We start from the raw sequence: 22,658 nt of genomic DNA, 5'->3' as shown, positions 1-22,658 counted from the left end.
CTTCCTGCCGCAAGGTGCAGGCCGATGCAATCAGGCCGCGAAAGCGTTTTCCAGAATCTCGATACGCCCCGCCCCGTCGACCAGCGCGACATCGAAGCGCACCGGCGTCAACTGCCCCAGCGGTTCCTGCGCCAGATATTCAGAAGCGGCGGTACAGATGCGTGCCATCTGACGGGGCCCGAGATGTTCGGCGGCCTGTGCATGGGTAGCGCTTTGCTTCACCTCGATGAAGATGATTTCAGCGCCATCACGCGCCACCAGATCAATCTCACCCCCCTGCCCGCGCCAGCGCCGTGCAACGATCTGACGGCCACCGCGTTCATACAGACGCTCGACCGAACCTTCTGCCGCCGCACCGGCCTGCCAGGCCCTTGCCCCGCGATCCGCGCGCTGTTTTTGCATCCTCACTCTCCGATCAATTGCAATGCCCGCTGGTAAACCTCTCGCCGGGGCAGCCCCAACGCCTCCGCCACAATCGCTGCGGCTTCCTTCACACGGTGATCGCGCAACGCCTGGCGCAACGCGGTTTCAAGATCTTCCGCACGGGCCGTTTCTGCCGGGGCACGGTCAATCAGCACAACGATTTCCCCCTTCGGATCCTGATCGCCGATCCGGTCGCGCAGTTCCTGCGCGGTCCCGCGCAGCACCTCCTCGAATCGCTTGGTCAATTCCCGGCAGATAACGATCTGTCTTTCGCCTCCTGTATGTTCCGGCAATTCATCTAACAATTTCCTAACGCGTTTCGGGCTTTCATAAAGGATCGCCGTCGCATCGCTGCGGGCGATGCCAGCCAGGAACTTGCGGCGCGCCTCGCCGGACTGAGGCGGGAACCCGGCGAAAAGGAACCTGTCCGACGGCAGGCCTGACACGGTCAGCGCCGCAATGGCGGCCGAGGGGCCGGGGGCGGTATGCACCGCATATCCGGCGGCGATGGCGGCGCGGCCAAGCTGATAGCCCGGATCGGCCACCAGCGGGGTCCCGGCCTCGGATGTATAGGCCACGCTGCGTCCTGCCGCCAGCGCCGCCAGCAGCCGGGGCCTCGCCTGTTCGCCGTTATGATCATGGTAAGCGACCAGTGGCCGGTCGCCCAGCGGGACGCCATGAATTTCCATCAGATGCCGCAGCGTACGGGTATCCTCGGCCGCCAGAACATCTGCGGTCGCCAGAAGATCCAGCGCACGCAGCGTGATGTCGCGGGCCGCGCCTATGGGGGTTGCCACGAAATACAGGCCCGGCGCGGGTTTCGGCGGCGGTCTGCCGGTGGCTGGGCGCGGATCGGTCATGGGCTGCGGCCTCCAAGTTTACTTCGGCGACGGTGGCGCGTATTCTCGCCGGCGACCGCTACGCCCTGACAGTGAGGAAGTCCGCATGTTCCCCGTTTTCCGTCTGGCCCGCAAGTCGCTGGCCCGAATGGTGCCCCTGCGCGCCGCCGCCGCCCGTGCGACCGCCGTTGCAGGTGCGGCCGTTCTTGCCGCCTGCGTGCCCGTCGGCGGGCCGGGCGGGGGCAGCGGCCAGCAGATCGACCCCGGCGCGCCGGTGCCCGTGGCGCTGCTGATTCCCTCGGGCTCCGGGCAGGCGAGTGACGAGTTGCTGGCCCGCAGCCTTCAGAATGCGGCGCGGCTGGCAATCTCCGATCTGGGGGGCGTGAAGATCGACCTCCGGGTCTATCCGACCGCCGGCCAGCCGGGCCGGGCGCAGGCGCAGGCCATCAAGGCCGTCGACGAAGGTGCGAAGATCATCCTCGGCCCGGTCTATGCGCAGGAAGCCAATGCCGCCGGGGTTGCCGTGGCAGGCCGGGGCGTCAATGTCCTGTCCTTCTCCAACAACACCGATATCGCGGGGGGCAATGTCTTTGTCCTCGGCCCGACCTTCCAGAACACGGCCGACCGCCTGGGCCGGTTCGCCGTCCGCTCCGGCAAGAGCCGCGTGATGGTGGTGCATGACCGCAACATCCAGGGCGAGGTCGGCCGCACGGCGATCCAGCGCGGCGTCACCGCAGCGGGTGGTTCGGTGGTCGGTGTCCAGTCCTATGAATTCTCGCAGAACGGCATCCTGTCCGCCGCCCCGGCAATTGCGGCGGCCACCCGCAACACCGGGGCGCAGGCTGTCTTTCTGACCGCCGACACCGCCGGCGCGCTGCCGCTGATCAGCCAGACCCTGCGTGACAATGGCGTCAGCCCGCCCGCAACCGCACTGATCGGCCTGACGCGCTGGGACATTCCGGCCGCGACCCTGAACCTGCCGGGCATTCAGGGAGGCTGGTTCGCGCTCCCCGATCCCACGCTCTACAACCAGTTCCAGAACCGCTATCAGGCGGCCTATGGCGAGCCGCCGCTGCCGATCTCGGGGCTGGCCTATGACGGCGTTGCCGCCATCGGGGCGCTGGTGAAACAGGGGAACCGCAATGCGCTGACCAGTTCGGGCCTGACCCAGGGGTCCGGGTTCGTGGGCGTGAACGGGATCTTCCGCCTGCGGAGTGACGGCACCAATGAACGCGGTCTGGCCGTGGCCACCATCCAGAACGGCCAGATCTCCGTCCTTGATCCCGCGCCGCGCAGCTTTGCCGGTGCCGGGTTCTGAGACCGGGGACAAGCTTGCACCGCGCCGCCCTGACGATGCAGGACATGCTGCTGCCGGGGGTCGAGATCATCGACCCCCGCGCGCTTTCCGCAACCATTTCCAGCGCCATCGCGGGCGAGACTGATCCGCGTGAGGCCCGCGCCGTCGCGGTGCGCCATCTGACCGAAGCCAAGGCCGCCGCCAACGCGGCCCTTGCCACCGCCTTCGCGGAACGCCCTCTGGAAGCCCGCGCCCTGACGCGGGCGCAAAGCCATCTGACCGACGGGCTGGTCAGCACGGCGTTCGACCTCGCCTGCCACCATTTTCATCCACTGCCGACACCGACCGAGGCAGAGCGGCTGTCGGTGCTGGCGGTAGGGGGCTATGGCCGTGCCGAAATGGCGCCGTTTTCCGATGTCGACCTGCTGTTCCTGACCCCCTGGAAGATGACCCCCTGGGCGGAAAGCGTGATCGAGACCATGCTTTACATCCTCTGGGATCTGAAGCTGAAGGTCGGTCATTCTTCGCGCACGGTGAAGGATTGCATCCGTCTGGGGCGCGAGGACATCACCATTCGCACCGCCCTGCTGGAACATCGCCAGATCACCGGCGACACCGCGCTGGCGCAGGAACTGGATAATGCCCTCTGGGCCGAGCTTTTCCGCAACTCCGGCCCCGAATTCATCGAAGCAAAGCTTGCAGAACGCGCCGAACGGCACAAGCGGCAGGGTGGCCAGCGCTATGTGCTGGAACCCAATGTGAAAGAGGGCAAGGGCGGGTTACGCGACCTGCAAACGCTTTACTGGATCGGGAAATACCTCAACCGTGTGCCGGATGCGGCGGGGCTGGTGCAGGCGGGTCTTCTGACGCAGGACGAATACGAGACCTTCAACCGCGCCGAGAACTTTCTCTGGGCTGTGCGCTGCCACCTGCACTACATCTGCAAGCGCGCCATGGACCAGCTGACCTTCGACATGCAGGTCGAGGTGGCGGCGCGCATGGGTTATCACGACAGCGGCGGGCGCCGCGCGGTCGAGGTGTTCATGCAGGATTACTTCCGCCATGCGACGCGGGTGGGCGAACTGACCCGCGTGTTCCTGACCCAGCTTGAAGCCCGCCACGCCAAGCCCGAGGCCGGTATCATGGGCCTGTTCCGCCGCCGCAAATCGGTACGCGCGGGCTTTCGTCTGGTGCAGGGCCGCATCGACGCCGCCGACCCGCGCAGCTTTCTGGCCGACAAGCTGAACCTGCTGCGGGTTTTCGAAGAAGGCTTGCGCACCGGCTATCTTCTGCATCCCAACATCATGCGGCTGATCGCGGCGAACCTGCGGCTGATCGACGACGAGATGCGCGAAGACCCGGAAGCCCAGCGCATCTTTCTCGACCTGCTGCTGAAACATGGCAACCCGGAGCGATCCCTGAGGCGGATGAATGAACTGGGCGTGCTGGGCGCCTTCATCCCCGAGTTCGAGCCGATCGTCGCGATGATGCAGTTCAACGTCTACCACCATTACACGGTGGATGAACACATCATCCAATGTATCTCTACCCTTGCGCAGATCGAACGCGGCGAGCTGGTCGAGGAGCTGCCGCTGTCGTCCGACATCCTTGAAAAAGGCGTCAGCCGACGGGTGCTTTATGTTGCCCTGCTGCTGCACGACATCGGCAAGGGCCGCCCCGAGGATCATTCGATCCTTGGCGCCCAGATCGCCCGCCGCGTGGCGCCGCGCCTGGGGCTGAATGACGAGGAATGCGAAACTGTCGAATGGCTGGTGCGCTATCACCTGCTGATGTCCGACATGGCGCAGAAACGCGACATCGGCGATCCGCGCACGGTGCGCGATTTCGCCAAGGCAGTGAAAACCCGCAAGCGGCTGGATCTGCTGACCGTGCTGACGGTCTGTGACATTCGCGGCGTCGGCCCCGGCACCTGGAACAACTGGAAGGCCATGTTGCTGCGTCGCCTTCACAGCGAAACCGCCGAGGCGCTGGAAAACGGGCTGGAAAACGTCAACCGCGAGCGGCGCGAGAACGAGGCGAAACGCCAGTTGCGCGAGGTTCTGGCCGACTGGGATGCCAAGGATCTGCGGGCCGAACTCGCGCGGCATTACGCCCCCTACTGGCAGGGGCTGCTGACGGAAACACAGGCGGTCTTCGCCCGCCTGCTGCGTGATCTGGACGATACCGAGATCCGCATCGACCTGCACCCAGATCCGGCGCGCGACGCGACGCGGGCCTGCTTCGCGCTGGCCGATCATCCTGGCATCTTCTCGCGGCTCGCCGGGGCGCTGGCACTGGTGGGCGCGAATGTTGTGGATGCGCGGACCTATACGTCAAAGGACGGCTATGCCACCGCGGTGTTCTGGATACAGGATACCGACGGCCATCCCTACGAAGTCAGCCGCCTGCCCCGCCTGCGTCAGATGATCGAAAAGACCCTGCGCGGCGAGGTCGTCCCGCGCGAGGCACTGGCCGACCGCGACAAGGTAAAGAAGCGCGAGCGCGAGTTCCGCTTTCCGACCCATATCACCTTCGACAACGAAGGGTCCGAAATCTACACGATCATCGAGGTCGATACCCGCGACCGGCCGGGGCTGCTTTATGACCTGACCCGCACTCTGGCGGCGAACAACGTCTACATCGCCTCCGCCGTGATAGCCACTTTCGGCGCGCAGGTGGTGGACAGCTTCTATGTGAAAGACATGTTCGGCCTGAAACTGCATCAGAAACACCGGCAGGAGGCGCTGGACAAGAAGCTGCGCCAGGCCATTGCCGAGGGGGCCAAACGGGCGCAGGCCCAAGGGTAGCACATGACGAAAAGCCTGATCCGCAATGTGGTCACCCTCGGCGGGTGGACGCTTCTGTCGCGTGGTGCGGGGTTTGCCCGCGACATCCTGATGGCGAACTATCTTGGCGCCGGCGCGGTGTCCGACGCCTTCTTCGTGGCGCAGTCGCTGCCCAACATGTTCCGCCGTTTCTTTGCCGAAGGCGCCTTCAATCAGGCGTTCGTGCCGATGTTCGCCAAGAAGGTCGAGGCGGGTGAGGATGCGCAGGGCTTTGCGCAAGAAGCGTTCAACGGCATGGCCTGGCTGCTGGTGGTGTTCACCATCCTCGGAACGGTTGCGATGCCCGCGCTGGTCTGGGCCATGGCTTCGGGCTTTGCAGGCGACGAACGCTTCGACCTTGCGGTGATCTATGGCCGGATCGGGTTCTCCTACATCCTGTTCATCAGCCTCGTCGCGCTGGTCTCCGGCGTGCTGGTCACCAAGGGCCGGTTCACCGAAGCGGGCTTTGTGCCTGTTCTGATGAACCTCGCCTTCATCGCTGCCATGTGGCTGGCCGACTGGCAGAGCTGGAACATGGGGATGACGCTGGCCTGGACGCTGCCGCTGACAGGGGTCATGCAATTCAGCTTCGTCTGGTTTTCGGCCCGCGCCGCCGGACATACCTTCACCCTCGGCTGGCCGCGCTGGAGCGCGGATCTGAAGCGGCTGGCGATCATCGCAGGCCCCGCAATCCTTGCGGGCGGGGTGGTGCAGATCAACCTTCTGGTCGGCCGTCAGGTCGCCTCGCATACCGAAGGCGCGGTGACATGGCTGTCCTTTGCCGACCGGCTTTACCAATTGCCTCTGGGCGTGGTGGGCATTGCCATCGGCACGGCGCTGCTGCCTGACCTGAGCCGCCGCCTGCGCGCGGGCGATGCAGAAGGCGGACGCGCGAGCCTCAACCGCGGCGCCGAATTCGCGCTGGCGCTGACCATTCCCGCCGCCGTGGCGCTGGTCGTGATCGCCCTTCCGCTGGTGCAGGTGCTGTTCCAGCGCGGCGCCTTCGGATCGGACGATGCTGCCAATACCGCGCTGGCGCTGGCAGCCTATGGCCTTGGCCTGCCCGCCTTCGTGCTGCACAAGGTGTTCCAGCCGCTCTATTATGCGCGCGAAGACACCCGCAGCCCGTTCCGCTATGCGCTGTGGTCGATGGTGGTGAACCTCGCCTTTGCCGTGGGCATGATGCCGGTGATCGGATTCATGGCGGCAGCGCTCGCCACAACCGTTTCCGGCTGGGTCATGGTCTGGCAGCTCTGGCGCGGTTCGCGCACCATGGGACCGGAGGCGCATTTCGACGCCCGTTTCCGCGCCCGGATCTGGCGCATCGTCGCCGCCGCGCTGGTGATGGGCTTCGTGCTTTGGGCGGCTGCGCTGCTGCTTGGGCCCGCGCTGGATGCCGCGCGCTGGCGCTGGCTGGCACTGGGAGCGCTGGTCGCCAGCGGCATCATCAGCTACTTCGGGTTCGGCACGCTGATCGGCGCCTTCCGTCTGACCGAATTCAAATCAGCGCTGCGCCGGAAACGCGCCTAGCGTTCCCGCAACCGCGCCCGCACGCGGGCAAAACCACCGGGGCTGACCACGAAGCTCAGCACAAAGCCGGTGGCGAAGCCCGCGATGTCGGCCACCCATTCGGTGCCGCCGCCAAAGAACACACCGAACAGCAGTTGCGCAAACAGCAGGAAGCCGATCAGCGTGAAGGCGCGGTACTGGTTCGCCCCCTCCCCGGCCAGCCGCACCCACAACAGGAAGGTGAAGGCCCCGATCAGCCCGTAGATCGCCGGATACCCGCCGACCAGCGGCTGCACCAGCCCCGGCACAGCGGTATAGACCCCCGCCGCGACCATGGCTGCGCCGAAGAACACCACCAGCACCGCCCACCAGCGAAAGATCTCGCCCACCATCTTGCCAAGCGCCAGCAGCATCACCACGACAAACACCGCATGGGTAAAGCTCGTGTGCACGAAAGGATAGCTGACCAGCCGGATCAGCCCGTCCAGCGGCCAAACATGATTTTCCGCCATCCAGCGCAGAAGATCGGGTGAAAAGGCAAAGCGTTCCATCGCGTCCAGCCGCCAGCCAACGGCATGTGCGCCACCGATCAGCCCGCGCTGACCAAGGCTCACCACCACCTCCATCGCCACGATGGGCAGAACCAGCGCCCAGACGACCCAGGGCAAGGGGTTCAACGGCGGTTCGGTCAAATCGTCCTGATGCTGCATCTTCGCCTCATGTTGCAGGGCCTTCATTGACGCCCCTTGCCACCAAAGGTAAGCCGAAGCACCAGCCATTTCCAGACGGAGAACATCATGTCCGAGCCGGTCCAAACGCCTCAGACTTTCACCCCCCGCGTGTTTTCGGGCATCCAGCCTTCGGGCGGCCTGACCCTCGGCAATTATCTCGGCGCGCTGAAGCGCTTTGTCGAAAAGCAGGACGAGGGCGGCGAGACGATCTATTGCCTTGTCGACATGCATGCGATCACCGTCTGGCAAGACCCGGCTAAACTGCGCCACCAGACGCGCGAGATGGCAGCGGGTTTCATCGCGGCGGGCATCGACCCGGCGCGCTCGATCCTGTTCAATCAAAGCCAGGTGACGGCGCATGTCGAACTGGCCTGGATCTTCAACTGCGTCGCGCGGATGGGCTGGATGGGCCGCATGACCCAGTGGAAAGACAAGGCCGGCAAGAACAGCGAGAACGCCTCGCTGGGGCTGTTCGCCTATCCGGCGTTGATGGCGGCCGACATTCTCGCTTACAAGGCCACGCATGTTCCGGTGGGCGAGGACCAGAAACAGCATCTGGAACTGACCCGTGACATCGCCGCCAAGTTCAACAACGATTATGGCGTGACCTTCTTCCCGATGACCGAGCCGGTGATCGAGGGCGCGGCCACCCGCGTCATGTCGCTGCGCGACGGATCAAAGAAGATGTCGAAATCCGATCCCTCGGATCAAAGCCGCATCAACCTGACCGATGACGCCGATTCCATCGCTGCCAAGATCCGCAAGGCCAAGACCGACCCCGAGCCGCTGCCCGACACGCTCGACGGGCTGAAGGACCGGCCTGAGGCGCGCAATCTGGTGAACATCTACGCCGCCCTCGCGGGGATGAGCGCCGCGGATGTAGTGGCAGAATATGCGGGCGGGCAATTCGGCAGCTTCAAACCGAAGCTGGCGGAGCTTGCCGTGGCGAAACTCTCGCCAATCACGACCGAGATGAATCGCCTGATGCAGGACCCGGCCGAAATTGACCGCATCCTCGGCCGCGGCGCCAAACAGGCCGAAGCCATCGCCCGCCCGATCCTCAACGAGGTCTATGACATCGTGGGGATGATCCGCTCGCGCGAAGTCTGACCCCTCTTGGTGCGTCCGGCCTCCGGGCGCACCACATCTGCATTTTCTGTCCTTAAATATCCCGGGGGGGCGCCGCAGGCGCGGGGGCAGAGCCCCCTCCGCACCCTGCGCCGCTCTGGCCGTCAGGTAATGGCCTCCAGCCGTTCCTTCGACATATCCCCCGGCACGATGGTGACCGGGATCGGCAGAGTACCCGAGCTTCGGCTGAGCGTGGTGACCAGCGGACCGGGGCCGCTTTTCTCGGTGCCGGCGCCAAGCACCAGGACGCCGATCTGCGCGTCCTCCCGCACCTGCGCCAGGATCTCGGTCGCGGGGTCACCCTCGCGGATCACCAGTTCCGGGTTCACCCCCTGCTTGTCGCGCATCCATTTGGCGAAGACCTCGAAATGCGCCTCGATCCGCTCGCGCGCCTCGGCGCGCATCAGGTCGGCCACGCCCATCCAGTGCTGAAACTCTTCCGGCGGGATGATCGACAGGATTTGCACCCCTGCCCCGGTGTGCGCTGCCCGCAGCGCGGCATAGCGCATGGCGTTGAGGCATTCGCGGCTGTCGTCCAGCACGACCAGAAACTTGCGCATCGTTCTCTCCTGCCCGGCGGTATCCCGGTGCGGGCATAGTGGCGGCGCGGGGCGGCCTTGGCAAGCGCAGCCCGCACCGGGGTCAGTAATGCGCCTCGCCCCGCGCCATGGCCAGATGCAGCGCCAGCGACGGGATGAAGAACAGAAGCCAGCCGGTGCTGAGGAACACCCAGATCAGCATGGGGAACCACAGGATGCAGAACACCACCCCGATAGCGCCTGCGATGCGGATGGCCTGCGCCGGCGGCCAGAACCGCCGCAGACCGATCTGCAACAGCCGCCCGCCGTCCAGCGGCAGCACAGGCACCATGTTGTAGAAGAACAGGAACAGGTTCATCGTGGCAGCAAGGCCCAGCCAGGGCACGATGGCAATACCGAACCGCACCCATGCCGGATCGGAAATGGCAAGCTGATACACCGCGTCCTGCGCCAGCCCCAGCACGGCCCAGAGCGCGAGATTGACCAGCGGCCCCATGGCCACGATCAGCTCGTCCTGCTTAAAGCTGCTGCGGCGGTGCTCGCAGAAGCCGCCGCCCCCGTGCAGCACGATCCGGTTGACCGTCAGACCCTGCACGCGCGCGCCCCAGGCGTGGCCCAACTCGTGCAGATAGACCGAAGCGATGAGGATGCACAGGAAAATCGCAGTGATGACAAGGCTGCCGCCCCGCATCAGCGAAAACCCTGCCATCATCAGCGCCAGAATGGCGACCGACTGGCGCACCTCGACCGGCACGCCGAACAGGCCACGGAAGCTGAAGACCGTCTGCTCCAAGATCGTGCCGTCAGGCCGCGCGGGCCGGGGCGCTGTGCGCCCAGTCCATGTAAAGGCCGCGGATGCGGTCGGTCATGGTGCGGCTGCGGTATTCGGTGTCGTCGAAGCGGGCAACCGAGGTGACCTTGGCGAAGTTGCCCGACAGGAACACCTCGTCCGCCGCCTCGAAATCGGCGAAGGTCAGCACGGTTTCCTGCACCTCGATCCCCTCGGCCCGCATATTGGCGATATGGCGCGCGCGGGTGATACCCGACAGGAAGGTGCCATTGGCGATGGGGGTGAAGACCGCGCCATCTTTCACCATGAACACATTGGCCGTGGCGGTTTCGGCCACATTGCCCATGGCATCCGCGACCAGCGCATTGCCGAAGCCCTTCTGCTTGGCCTCGACCAGCATCCGGGCATTGTTGGGGTAAAGGCAGCCCGCCTTGGCATTGCAGACCGCATCTTCCAGCACCGGGCGGCGGAAGCGCGTGCGGGTCAGCGTGGTTTGCCCGGTGGCGGGCGGCATCGGCACTTCCTCAAGACACAGCGCGAAGCCGGTCGAGTTTTCCGCCGGGGCAACACCCAGGTCCGAGCCGTCGATGGCCCAGTACATCGGGCGGATATAGACCGCATGATCGGGGCCATAGGCGCGCAGGCCCTCGCGCGCGATTTCCAGCATGTCCTCCACCGCCATCGTCGGCGTGATCATCAGCGCCTCGGCCGAACGGTTCACCCGCGCCAGATGGCGGTCAAGGTCGGGCGCGATGCCATCGAACCAGCGCGCGCCATCAAAGACGGATGAGCCTTGCCAGATGCCATGATCGGCAGCGCGCATCACGGAAACGTCGCCGTCATGCCATTTGCCTTCGAAAAAAGTGCGGATGTTCTTGCCGAATGCCATGGGAGGACTCCTTTCCCCGGCACTAAAGCACCGGGGCCGGGCAAGGTCCAGCTTGAGGATGTGCGGTTACAATCCCGCACGCCAGACCGAGGGCGCCACACCATGCGCCTTGCGGAAGGCGCGGGTCAGATGGGCATGATGGGCAAAGCCGCAGGCGGCGGCCACTTCGGCCAGTGGCTGCCCTTCCGCGATCAGCGCCTCGGCCCGCACCATGCGGCGACGTTCGACCCAGGCGCGCGGGCTGAGGCCGGTGCTGGCGCGGAAGGCGCGCTGGAAGTGGAACTCCGACAATCCGGCGGTGGCGGCCAGATCAGCAAGACGCAGGGGCTGGTCCAGTTCCTCCTCGATCCGGGCGCGCAGACGCCGCAGCGTCGCCGCGGCCAGCCCGCCGCGCCGGGGGGCGGACGCCGCCTGCCCCCAGCCCGGCGCTGTCAGCAGGTGGTGCAGAAGCTCGACCTGTATCCCCCGGCTGGCCAGCACGCCTTCGGCCCGCGCCAGTTGCCCCAGCAGCCCCGCCAGAACCGGGTCATCCGCAAAAGTCACCTCGGGCAGCGCCACGGCGGCGGGTGGGCGGTCCAGCGTTTCGGCCGCGAAGGCGCGCAGCTCCGCATCAGGGATATAAAGATGCACGAAGCGAAAGTGTCCGTCGATCTGCCATTCCGAGCTTGCGCCCTGCGGCATCAGCGACAGCGCGCCGGGGTGCCCGGCGGCAGCCTGCCGGTCCACCCGGCGGCTTTTGGTGCCATCCTCGGTATAAAGGCTCAGGACGTGATGGCGTGTTTCTTCATAGCGTACCCGATCCTGCGCATTTTCCCATGCCGCCAGCCCGAAGCCCGCACCAAGATCGCGCGCAGCCAGCAGCCGCGCGTTGGAGCGGCTGAGACGTTGGAACACAGAGGCGGCGAGCGTTGTCATGCTGCCAGACTAGCAGCCCGGCCCGATGGCCGGAACAGGCACTGCCGTGAAAACAGCAAGATCGTGCAAGCGTGACCAGCCGCGCCGTGGCAGGAAGGCGGCATGACAAACATCGCCCTCTTCGCCGCCACCGTCCTGATCTGGGGAACCACCTGGATCGCCATTGCCTTCCAGATCGGCCCCGTCCCGGTGCTGACCTCGGTCTTTTACCGCTTCGCGCTGGCAGCCCTGCTGATGCTGCCCGTGCTGGCGCTGTTCCGGCGGCTGACGCCGGTGCCCCTGCGTGCGCATCGCTTCATCCTGCTGCAAGGGGTGTTTTTGTTCTCGGTCAACTTCCTGTGCTTCTACAATGCGACCCGGTTCATCCCCTCGGGCCTTGTATCCGTTGTCTTCTCGCTGGCGACGATCTTCAATGCAGTGAATGCGCGGCTGATCTTTGGCGACCGTATCCGCCCGCGCGCCCTGCTGGCGACGGCGCTGGGGGCGGCGGGGCTGGCGCTGCTGTTCGCGCCCGATCTCTGGGGTCATGCCGTCGATGTGGATACGCTGAAGGGGCTGGCTCTGGCGGCGGGCGGCACGCTGAGCTTTTCGCTGGGCAACATGGTATCGCGCCGGAATTCGGCGGCGGGCATCCCGCCTCTGACCGCAAATGCCTGGGGCATGGGCTATGGTGCGCTGATGCTGCTGGCGGCGATGGCCTTCAGCGGGACACCGATGGTGGTGCCGCACGAGCCGCGCTATCTGGCGGCGCTGGCCTATCTGTCCATCATCGGCTCCATCGTCGGCTTCACCACCTACCTGATGCTGGTGGCGCGTATCGGCACCGGGCGCGCGGCCTATGCGACCGTGCTGTTCCCGGTGATCGCGCTGATGGCCTCGGCGGTGTGGGAAGGCTTTGTCTGGACACCGCTGGCCGTGGCGGGGCTGGCGCTGACGCTGGCGGGGAATGCGGTGATGTTCGCTCCCGCCCGCCGCGCCAGCGCGCAACCTGCCTGAGGCTCAATCCGCCTCGGACAGCAGCTTGCGCAGGTCCAGACGCGCGTTGGACATGGCCAGATTGCCCGAAGCATCGCGCGGCCAGTCGGCCTGATCCCGGTCGCGGTACAACTCTACCCCGTTGCCATCGGGATCGCGCAGATAAATCGCCTCGCTGACCCCGTGATCGGCAGCGCCATCCAGCTGGATACCGGCCTCGACCAAGCGCTTGAGCACATTGGCCAGCGCCTTGCGGTCGGGGTAGAGGAAGGCCGTATGGTAAAGCCCGGTCGTGCCCGGCGCGGGCGGCTGCCCGCCTTTCGATTCCCAGGTATTCAGGCCGATATGGTGGTGATAGCCGCCCGCCCCCAGAAAGGCCGCATCGCGGCCATAGCGTTGGGTCAGCGGGAAGCCGAGGATGTCGGAATAGAAGGCCAGCGCCCGGTCGAGGTCGGATACCTTCAGGTGAACATGGCCGATGCGGGTGTCGGGCGGTGCGATATGCGGGGTGGTCATCGGAAACTCCTGTGCTTTGCCCCAAGGTAAGGCCGGACGGTCCCTGCGATAAGGCGCAGACGGGCACAGGGTCTGTGCAGAACTGTGCCTGCACCGATACGATGCCATCGCAACGCAAAGCGCCTAGCGCGCTGCCCGGCGCAGGATGCGCAGCGCGAGGCTCTGGCCCAGATGCCCGGCAAGACCCGCCAACGCGGCAGTCAGGCCCGCGAGGCTTGCCCCCAGCAGAAGCCCGGTCTTGCTGATCCGCAGCCCCAGCCGCAGGAACCGGGTCTTGCCCAGCACCTCCACCGCGCCAAGCGTGCGCGGACCCAGCGCCTCGGCACCGCGAGCCAGCCGCGCCGCATCGGCGGCCGTGTCGACATGCGGCATAAGACGCAGGGCCGTGGTGGTATCGGTGGCCCCCTGCATCCGCACCATGCCCGTCGCGAGGCCGGTGATCTCGGCCCGCGCGGCCGGGCGGATCGCGGCACCCAGGTCATCAAGGCTGCGCGCGGCACGCAGGGCGGCAGGGTTCACCGCCTCGTCGGCGATGCGGACAAGCCGCGCGGTGAGACGCGGGTTCAGCAGCCGCATCCCCCTGGCCAGCCTTAGTCCCGAGGCGCCCGCCTTTATCGGAACGCTTGCCCCGGAGGAGGTGCCGACCGAGGCGATGGTGATGGCCGTTGCCCCCAGCCCCACCGCTGAAAGCGTCAGATCCAGCCGGTCCACCTCGGCCCCTGCCCACCAGTTGCCGGATTGCCGGGCAAGGCCCAACATGTCCCCCACGGGCGAAAGCGTGACCGGCGCGTTACAGATCAGCCCCTGCGACAGCGAACAGTTTCCCATGTCCCAGGCACAGGCGGCACAATCGGCCGCCAGTCGCAGCGGCGCGGTATCCTCGGCCCAGGCCTCTTCGATCCGGGCCACCAAGGTGGGATGCAACGGCAGGCCACGTTCGGCCGCCACCCGTTCGACCGCGCGCAGCGCCACCCAGTCACGCGGGCTGGCGGCCAGATAGCCCGACAACAGGCCCGCCACCCGCCCCTCCGTCGCCCGCAGGGCCAAAGCCGCATCAACCGCGGCGCGATATTCGGCGGCGCCACGTTCAGCCAGCAGATGCAGTGCAGGGTCACGCGCCAGCGCACGCAGGCTGAGGAAGCTGCCCGCCACCGACGCGATCAACAGCACTGCTAGCGCCAGTCGCATCAGACGGCGGATCGGCGTGACAGAACGGGGCTGGCGGCGCATCATGCGGGCAATCTGGGACGGCGTGCGGCAAAAGGCAAATCGTCGCGCCACCTTGTGCATCGCCCTGCCCTGCGGCAGGTTTGCCCTGCAACCGGAGGCAGACATGAAAACCATTGGCATTCTGGGGGGCATGTCCGCCGCATCGACCCAGACCTATTACCGCCAGCTTTGCGACCTGACCCGCGCGCGGCTGGGCGGGCTTCATTCCCCTCAGCTTCTGATCCGCAGTCTGGATTTCGCGTCCGTTGCGGATGCGCAGGCGGCGGGCGACTGGGCCACCCTGGGCCGGTTGCTGAACACCGAAGCGCGGGCATTGGAGGCAGGCGGGGCGCAGATCCTGCTGCTGGCCACCAATACGATGCACAAACTGGCGGACGAGATGATGCGGGGCGTCGGCATTCCGCTTCTGCATATCGCCGATGCCACGGCACAGGCGCTTCGGTCCGCAGGGCTGATGCGGCCCGGCCTGATGGCAACGGCCTTCACGATGGAACAGGAGTTCTACACCAGCCGCCTGCGCGCTGCCGGGCTGGATCCGCTGATCCCCGGGGCCGGGGACCGCGCCACCCTCCATCGGATTATCTATGAAGAGTTGTGTCAGGACCGGGTAACGGACGCTTCGCGCCGCATTTTCGAGGCAATAGCCGCCCGGCTGAAGGCTGATGGCGCGGACAGCCTGATCCTTGGCTGTACCGAGGTCGGGATGCTGCTGTCCGGGTCCAACAGCCCCTTGCCGGTGTTCGACACAGTGGCAATTCACTGTGCCGCCGCAGTGGAGGCCGCGCTGTGACCCCGGCTGTTCCTGCCCCGGTTGTTCCTGCCCTCGTCGCGGCGCGCGATCAACTGGCCTATTTCGCCAGCCAAAGCGTCACCCTGCCCCGCACGATTGGTCCGCTTGAGGTCTGGAACCGCATGATGGCCGCGCCGCTGCCGGGCATGGCGCTGGCCTTCCGCATCCGCGACGCGATTTCCGCCCGCTTCGGGGTAGAACGGATCGGCGGGTTCAGCGGGCGCCCTGCGGGCCAGCCCCGGCCCGGCGACCGGCTGGATTTCTTCACCGTCGAGGCCATCAGCCCAGACCAGCTTGTGCTGACCGCCCGCGACCGCCATCTGGATGTGATGATCTCCACCGATTGCAACGGTCCGCAAGTCACGGTCACCGCCTCTGTCGTGACGCATAATCTGTTCGGCCGGGCCTACATGCTGCCCGTCGGCCCGGCGCACAGGCTGATTGTCCGGCTCATGCTCAACCGGCTCCGCCGCAGCCTGACCTGACGTCCTGCCGTGACGGAACTTCGCAATTGCAGCATCAAGACTCGCATTTTGCCGCAATGCAGCATATATTGGGATCAGGGAGGACGGACACTAAGGATAAGGTTCCGCCATGTTCATGCGCCTCCGCAAATCGCCCGCTGTCGCGGTCAATCCCGCGCCGCAGCCTGCCACCGATCACCCCGAAGACGCGCTGGTCTATTTCTCGCATCAGGCCGATACGCGCCCGTTGCGACCGATGACCGCGCTGGAGCAGATGTACGCTTATTACACCGACGAATGAGCCTCTGCCAAAATTTAGAACCGTTCCAAACTTGACTTGAAGCCGCCCCGGGCGCATATCCGATGAATACCGTCGGAGATATCCCATGTTCATCCAGACCGAATCGACCCCGAACCCCGCGACGCTGAAATTCCTGCCCGGCCGCGCCGTGCTCGATGTCGGCACCGCCGATTTTCCCAGCGCCGAGGCCGCCTCGAAAAGCCCGCTGGCCAGCCGGATCTTCACGGTTCCGGGCGTGACGGGGGTGTTCTTCGGATCGGATTTCGTCACTGTCACCAAGGCCGAAACGAGCCTGTGGGATCATATCAAGCCCGCGATCCTGGGCGCGATCATGGAGCATTACCAATCCGGCGCGCCGGTGATGCAGGGCGAGGCCACAAGTGGTGGCCATGCCAGCAATCATGCGGCGGAAGACGATGACATCGTGCGCCAGATCAAGGAACTGCTGGATACCCGCGTGCGTCCGGCGGTGGCACAGGATGGCGGCGATATCACCTTCCATGGCTTTGATCGCGGCGTGGTGTATCTGCACATGCAGGGCGCCTGCGCGGGCTGCCCGTCCTCGACCCTGACGCTGAAAATGGGCATCGAGAACCTGCTGCGCCACTACATCCCCGAGGTCACCGAGGTGCGCCCCGTTGCCGCCTGAAACGGTTCTGGCCTTCGACACATCGGCCGCGCATTCCGCGGCCGCTTTGCTTTTGCCAGATGGTCGCGTGCTGAACCGGCTGGAACCGATGGAAAAGGGCCAGGCGGAGCATCTGATGCCGCTGCTGGAAGAGTTGCTGGCAGAGGGGGGTATCGGCTGGGGCGATCTGACGCGGCTGGGCGTGGGCACCGGCCCCGGCAATTTCACCGGCGTGCGGATCAGCGTGGCGGCGGCGCGCGGGTTGGCGCTGGGCTTGGGGATTCCGGCTATCGGCGTCACCCGGCTTGAGGCGCTGGCCCATGGCCTGCCCCGTCCGCTGCTGGTGGCCGAGGACGCCCGGCGAGGCGAGGCCTATGTGCAGGGTTTCGGCCTGCCGGGGCTGGAGACTGCACGGCTGATGTCTGCCAGCGCGCTGCCTGACGCCCCGCATGTCACCGGAAGCGCCCTGCCCGATGCGCTGCCCCCGGCGCTTCCGCTGGCCGAGGCGATTGCGCGCATCGCCGCCAGTCGCAGCCCTGGCGCGCGCCCTGCCCCTTTCTATCTGCGTGGCGCCGATGCTGCCCCGCCCTCTGACCCAGCCCCGGTCATCCTGCCATGACCCCCGAGGCCATGGCCGATCTGCACGCGCGGTGTTTCACCACACCCGCGCCCTGGTCGGCGCGGGATATGGCTGCGCTGACAGAAGACCCGCTGTGTTTCGTTCTGACGACCGAGCAGGGTTTTCTGCTGGGCCGTGCGGTGGCCGGTGAGGCAGAACTGCTGACCCTTGCCGTGGCGCCGGAAGCGCGTCGACAGGGCATCGCCTCGCATCTGGTTCGTGCCTTTCTGGACGAAGCGCGCGCGCGCAGCGCGGAAACGGCCTTTCTGGAAGTTTCGGCCAAAAATGCTGCGGCTCTGGCGCTTTATCTCCGGCATGGATTCGCGCAGGCCGGTCTTCGGCGCGGATATTACGCAACGTCAGACGGCCAGCGCATCGACGCGCTGGTGTTGTCACACCCGCTGTCGCCCGCCGCGGAAAGCAGCAAATGAAGGCATTTTGACCGGAGGATCAAATCCGGCAGCCGCTTCCCGCGATTCCATCTTGACCGATCCCGGCATAGCCGCCCTACAATGCTCGCCACAGATCCCCGATCTGCCCGGCGACCGGGTGCAGGGGGCAAGTCAGTGTAACGACAACCGGGAGTATTCCATGACCCTGATGAAAACCCTGCTGGGCGCGGCGGCAACGCTGGCGCTGTCATCGGCAGTGGCGGCAGCCGATCCGGCGATCATCTTCGATCTGGGCGGCAAATTCGACAAATCCTTCAACGAGGCCGCGTTCAACGGGGCCGAGAAATGGGCCAAGGAAACCGGCGGTTCCTACAAGGAACTTGAAATGCAGTCGGAAGCCCAGCGTGAACAGGCACTGCGTCGCCTTGCCGAATCCGGCGCCAACCCGGTGGTGATGACCGGCTTCGCCTTCGGCGATGTGCTGAACACCGTCGCCCCGGATTTCCCCGACACCAAATTTGCCATCATCGACATGGTGGTCGAACAGCCGAACGTGAAATCGGTGGTCTTCTCGGAACATGAGGGGTCGTATCTGGTTGGCATGATGGCCGCACTGGCCTCGAAAACCGGCACCGTCGGCTTCATCGGCGGCATGGATATCCCGCTGATCCGCAAATTCGGCTGTGGCTACGCGCAGGGCGCCAAGGCGGCGAACCCGAATGCGACCGTCATCCTCAACATGACCGGCACCACCCCCGCTGCGTGGAACGACCCGGTGAAGGGCGCGGAGCTTGCCAAGGCGCAGAAATCGCAGGGGGCCGACGTGATCTATGCGGCGGCTGGCGGTACCGGCATCGGCGTGCTTCAGGCTGCGGCTGATGAAGGCATCCTGTCCATCGGCGTCGACAGCAATCAGAACCATCTGCATCCGGGCAAGGTGCTGACCTCGATGCTGAAGCGCGTCGATGTCGCGGTCTACGAGGCGTTCAAGGAAGGCACCGACCTCAAGCCGGGCATCAACGTGCTGGGCCTGAAGGAAGACGGCGTGGGCTATGCGCTGGATGAAAACAACGCGCCCCTCGTCACCGACGAGATGAAAGCCGCTGTGGATGCCGCTGCCGAGAAGATCAAATCGGGCGAACTGGTCGTGCATGACTACATGTCGGACGACACCTGTCCGGCGGCCAATTTCTGATCCGCATGGGCGGCGCAGACATTTCGGGGCGGCAGTCATCTGCCGCCCCCTTCGCAATCGAGCTGCGGGGCATCTCGAAAGCGTTCGGGCCGGTTCAGGCCAACAAGGATATTTCAATCCAGGTCGCCAAGGGCTCGATCCACGGCATCATCGGCGAGAACGGCGCCGGGAAATCGACGCTGATGTCGATCCTGTACGGTTTCTACAAGGCTGATGCAGGCGAGATCGTCATTGACGGCAAGGTCACCCCCATCCCAGACAGCCAGAGCGCCATCCGCGCCGGGATCGGGATGGTGTTCCAGCATTTCAAGCTGGTGCAGAATTTCACGGTTCTGGAGAATGTGATCCTCGGCGCCGAAGAGGGTGGGATTCTTGCCAGATCGCTGGCCAGGGCCCGCAAGGTGCTGGCTGATCTGGCCCGCGAATACGAGCTGGACGTGGACCCCGACGCGCTGATCGAGGATCTGAGCGTGGGCCACCAGCAGCGCGTCGAAATCCTCAAGGCCTTGTATCGGCAGGCCGACATCCTCATTCTGGATGAACCGACCGGGGTGCTGACACCCGCCGAAGCGGATCACCTGTTCCGCATCCTCAAGGGCCTGCGCGATCAGGGCAAGACCATCATCCTGATCACCCACAAGCTGCGCGAGATCATGGAAACCACCGATACCGTCAGCGTCATGCGGCGCGGCACCATGGTGGCCACCGTGCGCACGGCCGAGACCAGCCCCGAGGAACTGGCCGAACTGATGGTGGGCCGCAAGGTGCTGTTGCAGGTGGAAAAGGCCCCCGCCACCCCCGGCAAGACGGTGCTGGAGGTCGAAAACCTGCGCGTGCGCGATACGCAGGGGGTCGAACGGCTGAAAGGCATAAACCTGACCATCCGCGCGGGCGAGATTCTGGGCATCGCGGGCGTCGCCGGCAACGGTCAGTCGGAACTGCTGGAGGTGCTGGGCGGCATCGCGCGCGGCATCGGCACCATCCGGCTGAACGGACGCGAACTGGATCTGACCGGCCGCCATTCCGATGGGCAAAGCCGCCGCGCCGATGGCATCGCCCATGTGCCCGAGGACCGGCAGGTTCTGGGCCTGATCATGGATTTCACCGCATGGGAGAATGTGGCCTTCGGCTATCACCATGCGCCGGAATATCAGAAATCGGCACTGTTGATGGACAATGATGCCATCCGCGCCGATTGCGAGAAAAAGATGGCGACCTTCGACGTGCGCCCGCCGATCCCGACGCTGGCCGCCAAGAATTTCTCGGGCGGCAACCAGCAGAAGATCGTCGTCGCGCGCGAGATCGAGCGCAACCCCGACCTGCTGCTGGTGGGTCAGCCGACGCGTGGCGTGGACATCGGCGCGATCGAGTTCATTCACAAGCAGATCGTCGCCCTGCGAGATGCGGGCAAGGCGGTGCTGCTGGTCTCGGTCGAGCTGGACGAGATCATGTCGCTCGCCGACCGGATCGCAGTGATGTTCGATGGCCGGATCATGGGCGAGCGCCTGCCTGACCAGACGAACGAACGGGAACTGGGCCTGTTGATGGCCGGTGTCAGCGGGGAGGCCGCGTAACATGGGCCGGATGCCGAAATGGGCCGACGCGGTGCTGGTGCCGCTGTTAAGCCTGATCATTGCCTTCGTGATTTCGGGTCTCGTGATCCTTGCCATCGGCGAGGATCCGGTCGAGGCGCTGAAGATCATGGTCACCGGGGCGCTGGGGTCGACCTATGGCTGGGGCTATACGCTTTATTACGCCACCAACTTCATCTTCACCGGGCTGGCAGTGGCCATCGCCTTCCATGCCGGATTGTTCAACATCGGAGGCGAAGGACAGGCGACGCTGGGCGGTCTTGGCGTGGCCGTCGCCTGTCTGATGCTGCCCTGGCCACACTGGAGCCTTGCGCTCCTGGCCTCGGTCGTGCTGTCGGCGGCCTTTGGCGCGGCCTGGGCGGCGGCGCCCGCCTGGCTGCAGGCGAAACGCGGCAGCCATATCGTGATCACCACGATCATGTTCAACTTCATCGCGGCGGCGCTGCTGAACTATCTGCTGGTCAATGTCATGCGGCCGCGCGGCCAGATGGACCCGGCATCGGCCCGTTTTCCGGCAGAAACCAATCTGCCGGATCTGCATCAGATGCTGGGCTGGTTTGGCATTCCCTTCGCCAAGGGCACCCCCGCCAATGTGAGCCTGTTCGTCGCGCTGATCGCCTGCGTGGCGGTCTGGGCAATCATCTGGCGCACGCGGCTGGGCTATGAAATCCGGTCTTTCGGCAAATCGGAAAAGGCCGCGATCTATGCCGGCATCTCGCCCGTGCGTATCACCATGTATGCCATGCTCATTTCCGGCGCACTGTCTGGTCTGATGGCGGTGAACACCGTGCAGGGCGAGGCGAACCGGCTGCTGCTGAACAGCGTCGAGGGCGCGGGCTTCATCGGCATCGCCGTGGCGCTGATGGGGCGCAGCCATCCTGTCGGTGTGTTCTTCGCAGCCCTGTTGTTCGGCTTTCTCTATCAGGGCGGCGCTGAACTGGCGCTGTGGACCAAGATCCCGCGCGAGCTGATTACCGTCATTCAGGCGCTGGTCATCCTGTTCACCGGCGCGTTGGACGATATGGTGCGGGTGCCGTTGAAGCGGCTGTTCCTCGCCTCGGGCCGTGGGGGACAATGATGGATTTCGCAACAATCATCCAGATCCTCGATTCCACCGTCCGGCTGGCCACGCCCTTGCTTCTGGCCTGTTTGGCGGGGCTTTATTCCGAACGCTCGGGCGTGTTCGACATCGGGCTGGAAGGCAAGATGCTGATTGCGGCCTTCGCCTCGGCGGCAGCGGCTGCCGCAACGGGCTCGGTCTGGCTGGGGCTGCTGGCGGGTATCTTTGCCTCGCTGATGCTGGCGGGGCTTCATGGTCTGGCCTCGATCACCTTCCGGGGCAACCAGTTGATTTCCGGCGTGGCGATCAACTTCCTTGCCTCTGGCCTGACTGTGCTGCTGGGGCAGAAGTGGTTCGGGCTGGGCGGGCGTACACCCTCGCTGGAAGGTGCGGCGCGGTTCGAGCCGATCACCCTGCCCTTTGCGGGCAGCATCGCCCCCGTGCCAGTTCTGGGACCGATCTATTCCGAGCTGATCTCGGGCCATTCAATCCTCGTCTATGTCGCCATCGCGCTGGTTCCGGCCTCGGCCTGGCTGCTCTATCGCACCCGCTTTGGGCTGCGGCTGCGTGCGGTCGGCGAAAACCCGGCGGCGGTTGATACGGCGGGCGTGTCGGTCACCGGCATCCGTTATGCAGCGGTGGCGATCACCGGCATTCTTTGCGGTCTGGCAGGCGCCTATCTGTCCACCGCGCTGGCCGCAGGCTTCGGACGCGAGATGACGGCGGGCAAGGGGTTCATCGCCCTGGCCGCGCTGATCTTCGCGAAATGGCGACCGTGGTATGCGCTGGCGGCCTGTATGCTGTTCGGTCTGCTGGAGGCGGTGTCGATCCGTTATCAGAGCATCGACCTCGGCTTCGTGATGATCCCGGTGCAGTTCACTCAGGCGCTGCCTTACATCCTGACCGTCGTCATTCTGGCGGGCTTCATCGGCAAGGCTGTTCCGCCCCGCGCGGGCGGCGAGCCCTATGTAAAAGAGCGCTGATCGCGCCGCAGCGCGGCAGGGATGCAAC

General features: G+C 65.5%; 24 protein-coding genes. 15 read left to right on the top strand and 9 right to left on the bottom strand.

All coding sequences use genetic code 11. The annotated features are described in order from the left end of the window. Window positions 1-30: 30 nt before the first annotated feature. Together C8N34_RS13350 and rsmI are read right to left on the bottom strand one after the other, a co-directional pair. Window positions 31-402: a YraN family protein gene (locus C8N34_RS13350; RefSeq protein WP_054301230.1), complete on the bottom strand. Its 372-nt coding sequence runs from the start codon at window positions 400-402 to the stop codon at window positions 31-33. Between the two features lie 2 nt (window positions 403-404). Then, a complete protein-coding gene (rsmI, locus tag C8N34_RS13345) occupies window positions 405-1,283 on the bottom strand; it encodes a 16S rRNA (cytidine(1402)-2'-O)-methyltransferase (protein ID WP_108129252.1) in 879 nt (292 codons plus the stop codon). A gap of 85 nt (window positions 1,284-1,368) precedes the next feature. Between rsmI and C8N34_RS13340 the strand changes: the two genes are divergently transcribed. The 3 genes from C8N34_RS13340 to murJ are packed head-to-tail and all read left to right on the top strand — an operon-like array spanning window position 1,369 to window position 6,914. Further along, window positions 1,369-2,580, top strand: a complete 1,212-nt coding sequence (locus C8N34_RS13340) for a penicillin-binding protein activator (RefSeq protein WP_108129251.1) — start codon at window positions 1,369-1,371, stop codon at window positions 2,578-2,580. 35 nt (window positions 2,581-2,615) lie between these two features. Beyond that, window positions 2,616-5,366: a [protein-PII] uridylyltransferase gene (locus C8N34_RS13335; protein ID WP_108129400.1), complete on the top strand. Its 2,751-nt coding sequence runs from the start codon at window positions 2,616-2,618 to the stop codon at window positions 5,364-5,366. Window positions 5,367-5,369: 3 nt separating this feature from the next. After that, window positions 5,370-6,914 (top strand): murein biosynthesis integral membrane protein MurJ, encoded by a 1,545-nt coding sequence (gene murJ, locus C8N34_RS13330; protein ID WP_108129250.1) that lies wholly within the window; start codon window positions 5,370-5,372, stop codon window positions 6,912-6,914. Here the strand turns inward: murJ and C8N34_RS13325 are convergent. Next, a complete protein-coding gene (locus tag C8N34_RS13325; protein ID WP_235451181.1) occupies window positions 6,911-7,630 on the bottom strand; it encodes a rhomboid family intramembrane serine protease in 720 nt (239 codons plus the stop codon). The genes murJ and C8N34_RS13325 overlap by 4 nt on opposite strands. Before the next feature lie 60 nt (window positions 7,631-7,690). Between C8N34_RS13325 and trpS the strand changes: the two genes are divergently transcribed. Next, window positions 7,691-8,734 (top strand): tryptophan--tRNA ligase, encoded by a 1,044-nt coding sequence (gene trpS, locus C8N34_RS13320; protein WP_108129249.1) that lies wholly within the window; start codon window positions 7,691-7,693, stop codon window positions 8,732-8,734. Between the two features lie 122 nt (window positions 8,735-8,856). On the opposite strand, the gene C8N34_RS13315 is transcribed toward trpS, so the two are convergent. The 4 genes from C8N34_RS13315 to C8N34_RS13300 form a co-directional block, all read right to left on the bottom strand. Further along, a complete protein-coding gene (locus C8N34_RS13315) occupies window positions 8,857-9,312 on the bottom strand; it encodes a universal stress protein (RefSeq protein ID WP_054300702.1) in 456 nt (151 codons plus the stop codon). An 82-nt stretch (window positions 9,313-9,394) separates the two neighbouring features. Then, window positions 9,395-10,084 (bottom strand): site-2 protease family protein, encoded by a 690-nt coding sequence (locus C8N34_RS13310; RefSeq protein WP_108129248.1) that lies wholly within the window; start codon window positions 10,082-10,084, stop codon window positions 9,395-9,397. Window positions 10,085-10,094: 10 nt separating this feature from the next. Continuing rightward, window positions 10,095-10,970, bottom strand: a complete 876-nt coding sequence (locus C8N34_RS13305; RefSeq protein WP_108129247.1) for a branched-chain amino acid aminotransferase — start codon at window positions 10,968-10,970, stop codon at window positions 10,095-10,097. Between the two features lie 66 nt (window positions 10,971-11,036). Continuing rightward, complete coding sequence (locus tag C8N34_RS13300) at window positions 11,037-11,885, bottom strand: helix-turn-helix transcriptional regulator (protein ID WP_108129246.1); 849 nt, start codon at window positions 11,883-11,885, stop codon at window positions 11,037-11,039. A 102-nt stretch (window positions 11,886-11,987) separates the two neighbouring features. On the opposite strand from C8N34_RS13300, the gene C8N34_RS13295 reads away from it, so the two are divergent. After that, window positions 11,988-12,881 (top strand): DMT family transporter, encoded by an 894-nt coding sequence (locus C8N34_RS13295; protein ID WP_108129245.1) that lies wholly within the window; start codon window positions 11,988-11,990, stop codon window positions 12,879-12,881. A 3-nt stretch (window positions 12,882-12,884) separates the two neighbouring features. On the opposite strand, the gene C8N34_RS13290 is transcribed toward C8N34_RS13295, so the two are convergent. Further along, window positions 12,885-13,376: a VOC family protein gene (locus C8N34_RS13290; RefSeq protein ID WP_108129244.1), complete on the bottom strand. Its 492-nt coding sequence runs from the start codon at window positions 13,374-13,376 to the stop codon at window positions 12,885-12,887. Window positions 13,377-13,499: 123 nt separating this feature from the next. Beyond that, a complete protein-coding gene (locus C8N34_RS13285; RefSeq protein WP_108129243.1) occupies window positions 13,500-14,609 on the bottom strand; it encodes a hypothetical protein in 1,110 nt (369 codons plus the stop codon). A 100-nt stretch (window positions 14,610-14,709) separates the two neighbouring features. Between C8N34_RS13285 and C8N34_RS13280 the strand changes: the two genes are divergently transcribed. The 10 genes from C8N34_RS13280 to C8N34_RS13240 all read left to right on the top strand — a co-directional run bounded on the left by C8N34_RS13280 (window position 14,710) and on the right by C8N34_RS13240 (window position 22,630). Further along, entirely contained in the window at window positions 14,710-15,396 is a 687-nt protein-coding gene (locus C8N34_RS13280) for an aspartate/glutamate racemase family protein (protein ID WP_108129399.1), read from the top strand. Beyond that, entirely contained in the window at window positions 15,393-15,881 is a 489-nt protein-coding gene (locus tag C8N34_RS13275; RefSeq protein ID WP_108129242.1) for a DUF2867 domain-containing protein, read from the top strand. The genes C8N34_RS13280 and C8N34_RS13275 overlap by 4 nt, the downstream gene beginning before the upstream one ends. Window positions 15,882-15,990: 109 nt before the next feature. Then, window positions 15,991-16,161, top strand: coding sequence for a hypothetical protein (locus C8N34_RS26375; RefSeq protein ID WP_158640707.1), 171 nt, complete (start codon window positions 15,991-15,993; stop codon window positions 16,159-16,161). Window positions 16,162-16,246: 85 nt separating this feature from the next. Beyond that, window positions 16,247-16,810 (top strand): NifU family protein, encoded by a 564-nt coding sequence (locus tag C8N34_RS13270; protein WP_054301461.1) that lies wholly within the window; start codon window positions 16,247-16,249, stop codon window positions 16,808-16,810. Next, window positions 16,800-17,408, top strand: coding sequence for a tRNA (adenosine(37)-N6)-threonylcarbamoyltransferase complex dimerization subunit type 1 TsaB (tsaB, locus tag C8N34_RS13265; RefSeq protein WP_108129241.1), 609 nt, complete (start codon window positions 16,800-16,802; stop codon window positions 17,406-17,408). Before C8N34_RS13270 ends, tsaB begins: the two co-directional genes overlap by 11 nt. Further along, entirely contained in the window at window positions 17,405-17,839 is a 435-nt protein-coding gene (locus C8N34_RS13260) for a GNAT family N-acetyltransferase (RefSeq protein WP_108129240.1), read from the top strand. Before tsaB ends, C8N34_RS13260 begins: the two co-directional genes overlap by 4 nt. A gap of 160 nt (window positions 17,840-17,999) precedes the next feature. Beyond that, the gene (locus tag C8N34_RS13255) at window positions 18,000-18,995 is read left to right on the top strand and encodes a BMP family lipoprotein (protein WP_054301464.1); all 996 of its coding nucleotides are present in this window, start codon (window positions 18,000-18,002) and stop codon (window positions 18,993-18,995) included. Window positions 18,996-19,000: 5 nt separating this feature from the next. Next, window positions 19,001-20,569, top strand: coding sequence for an ABC transporter ATP-binding protein (locus C8N34_RS13250; protein ID WP_108129239.1), 1,569 nt, complete (start codon window positions 19,001-19,003; stop codon window positions 20,567-20,569). Between the two features lies 1 nt (window position 20,570). After that, window positions 20,571-21,665 (top strand): ABC transporter permease, encoded by a 1,095-nt coding sequence (locus C8N34_RS13245; protein ID WP_108129238.1) that lies wholly within the window; start codon window positions 20,571-20,573, stop codon window positions 21,663-21,665. Beyond that, window positions 21,662-22,630: an ABC transporter permease gene (locus C8N34_RS13240; RefSeq protein ID WP_108129237.1), complete on the top strand. Its 969-nt coding sequence runs from the start codon at window positions 21,662-21,664 to the stop codon at window positions 22,628-22,630. Before C8N34_RS13245 ends, C8N34_RS13240 begins: the two co-directional genes overlap by 4 nt. Window positions 22,631-22,658 lie beyond the last annotated feature (28 nt).

Source organism: Gemmobacter caeni (assembly GCF_003054195.1).
GTDB lineage: Bacteria > Pseudomonadota > Alphaproteobacteria > Rhodobacterales > Rhodobacteraceae > Gemmobacter > Gemmobacter caeni.
The sequence above is the reverse complement of the archived record's forward strand: the minus strand, read 5'-3'. Positions and strand labels throughout refer to the sequence as shown.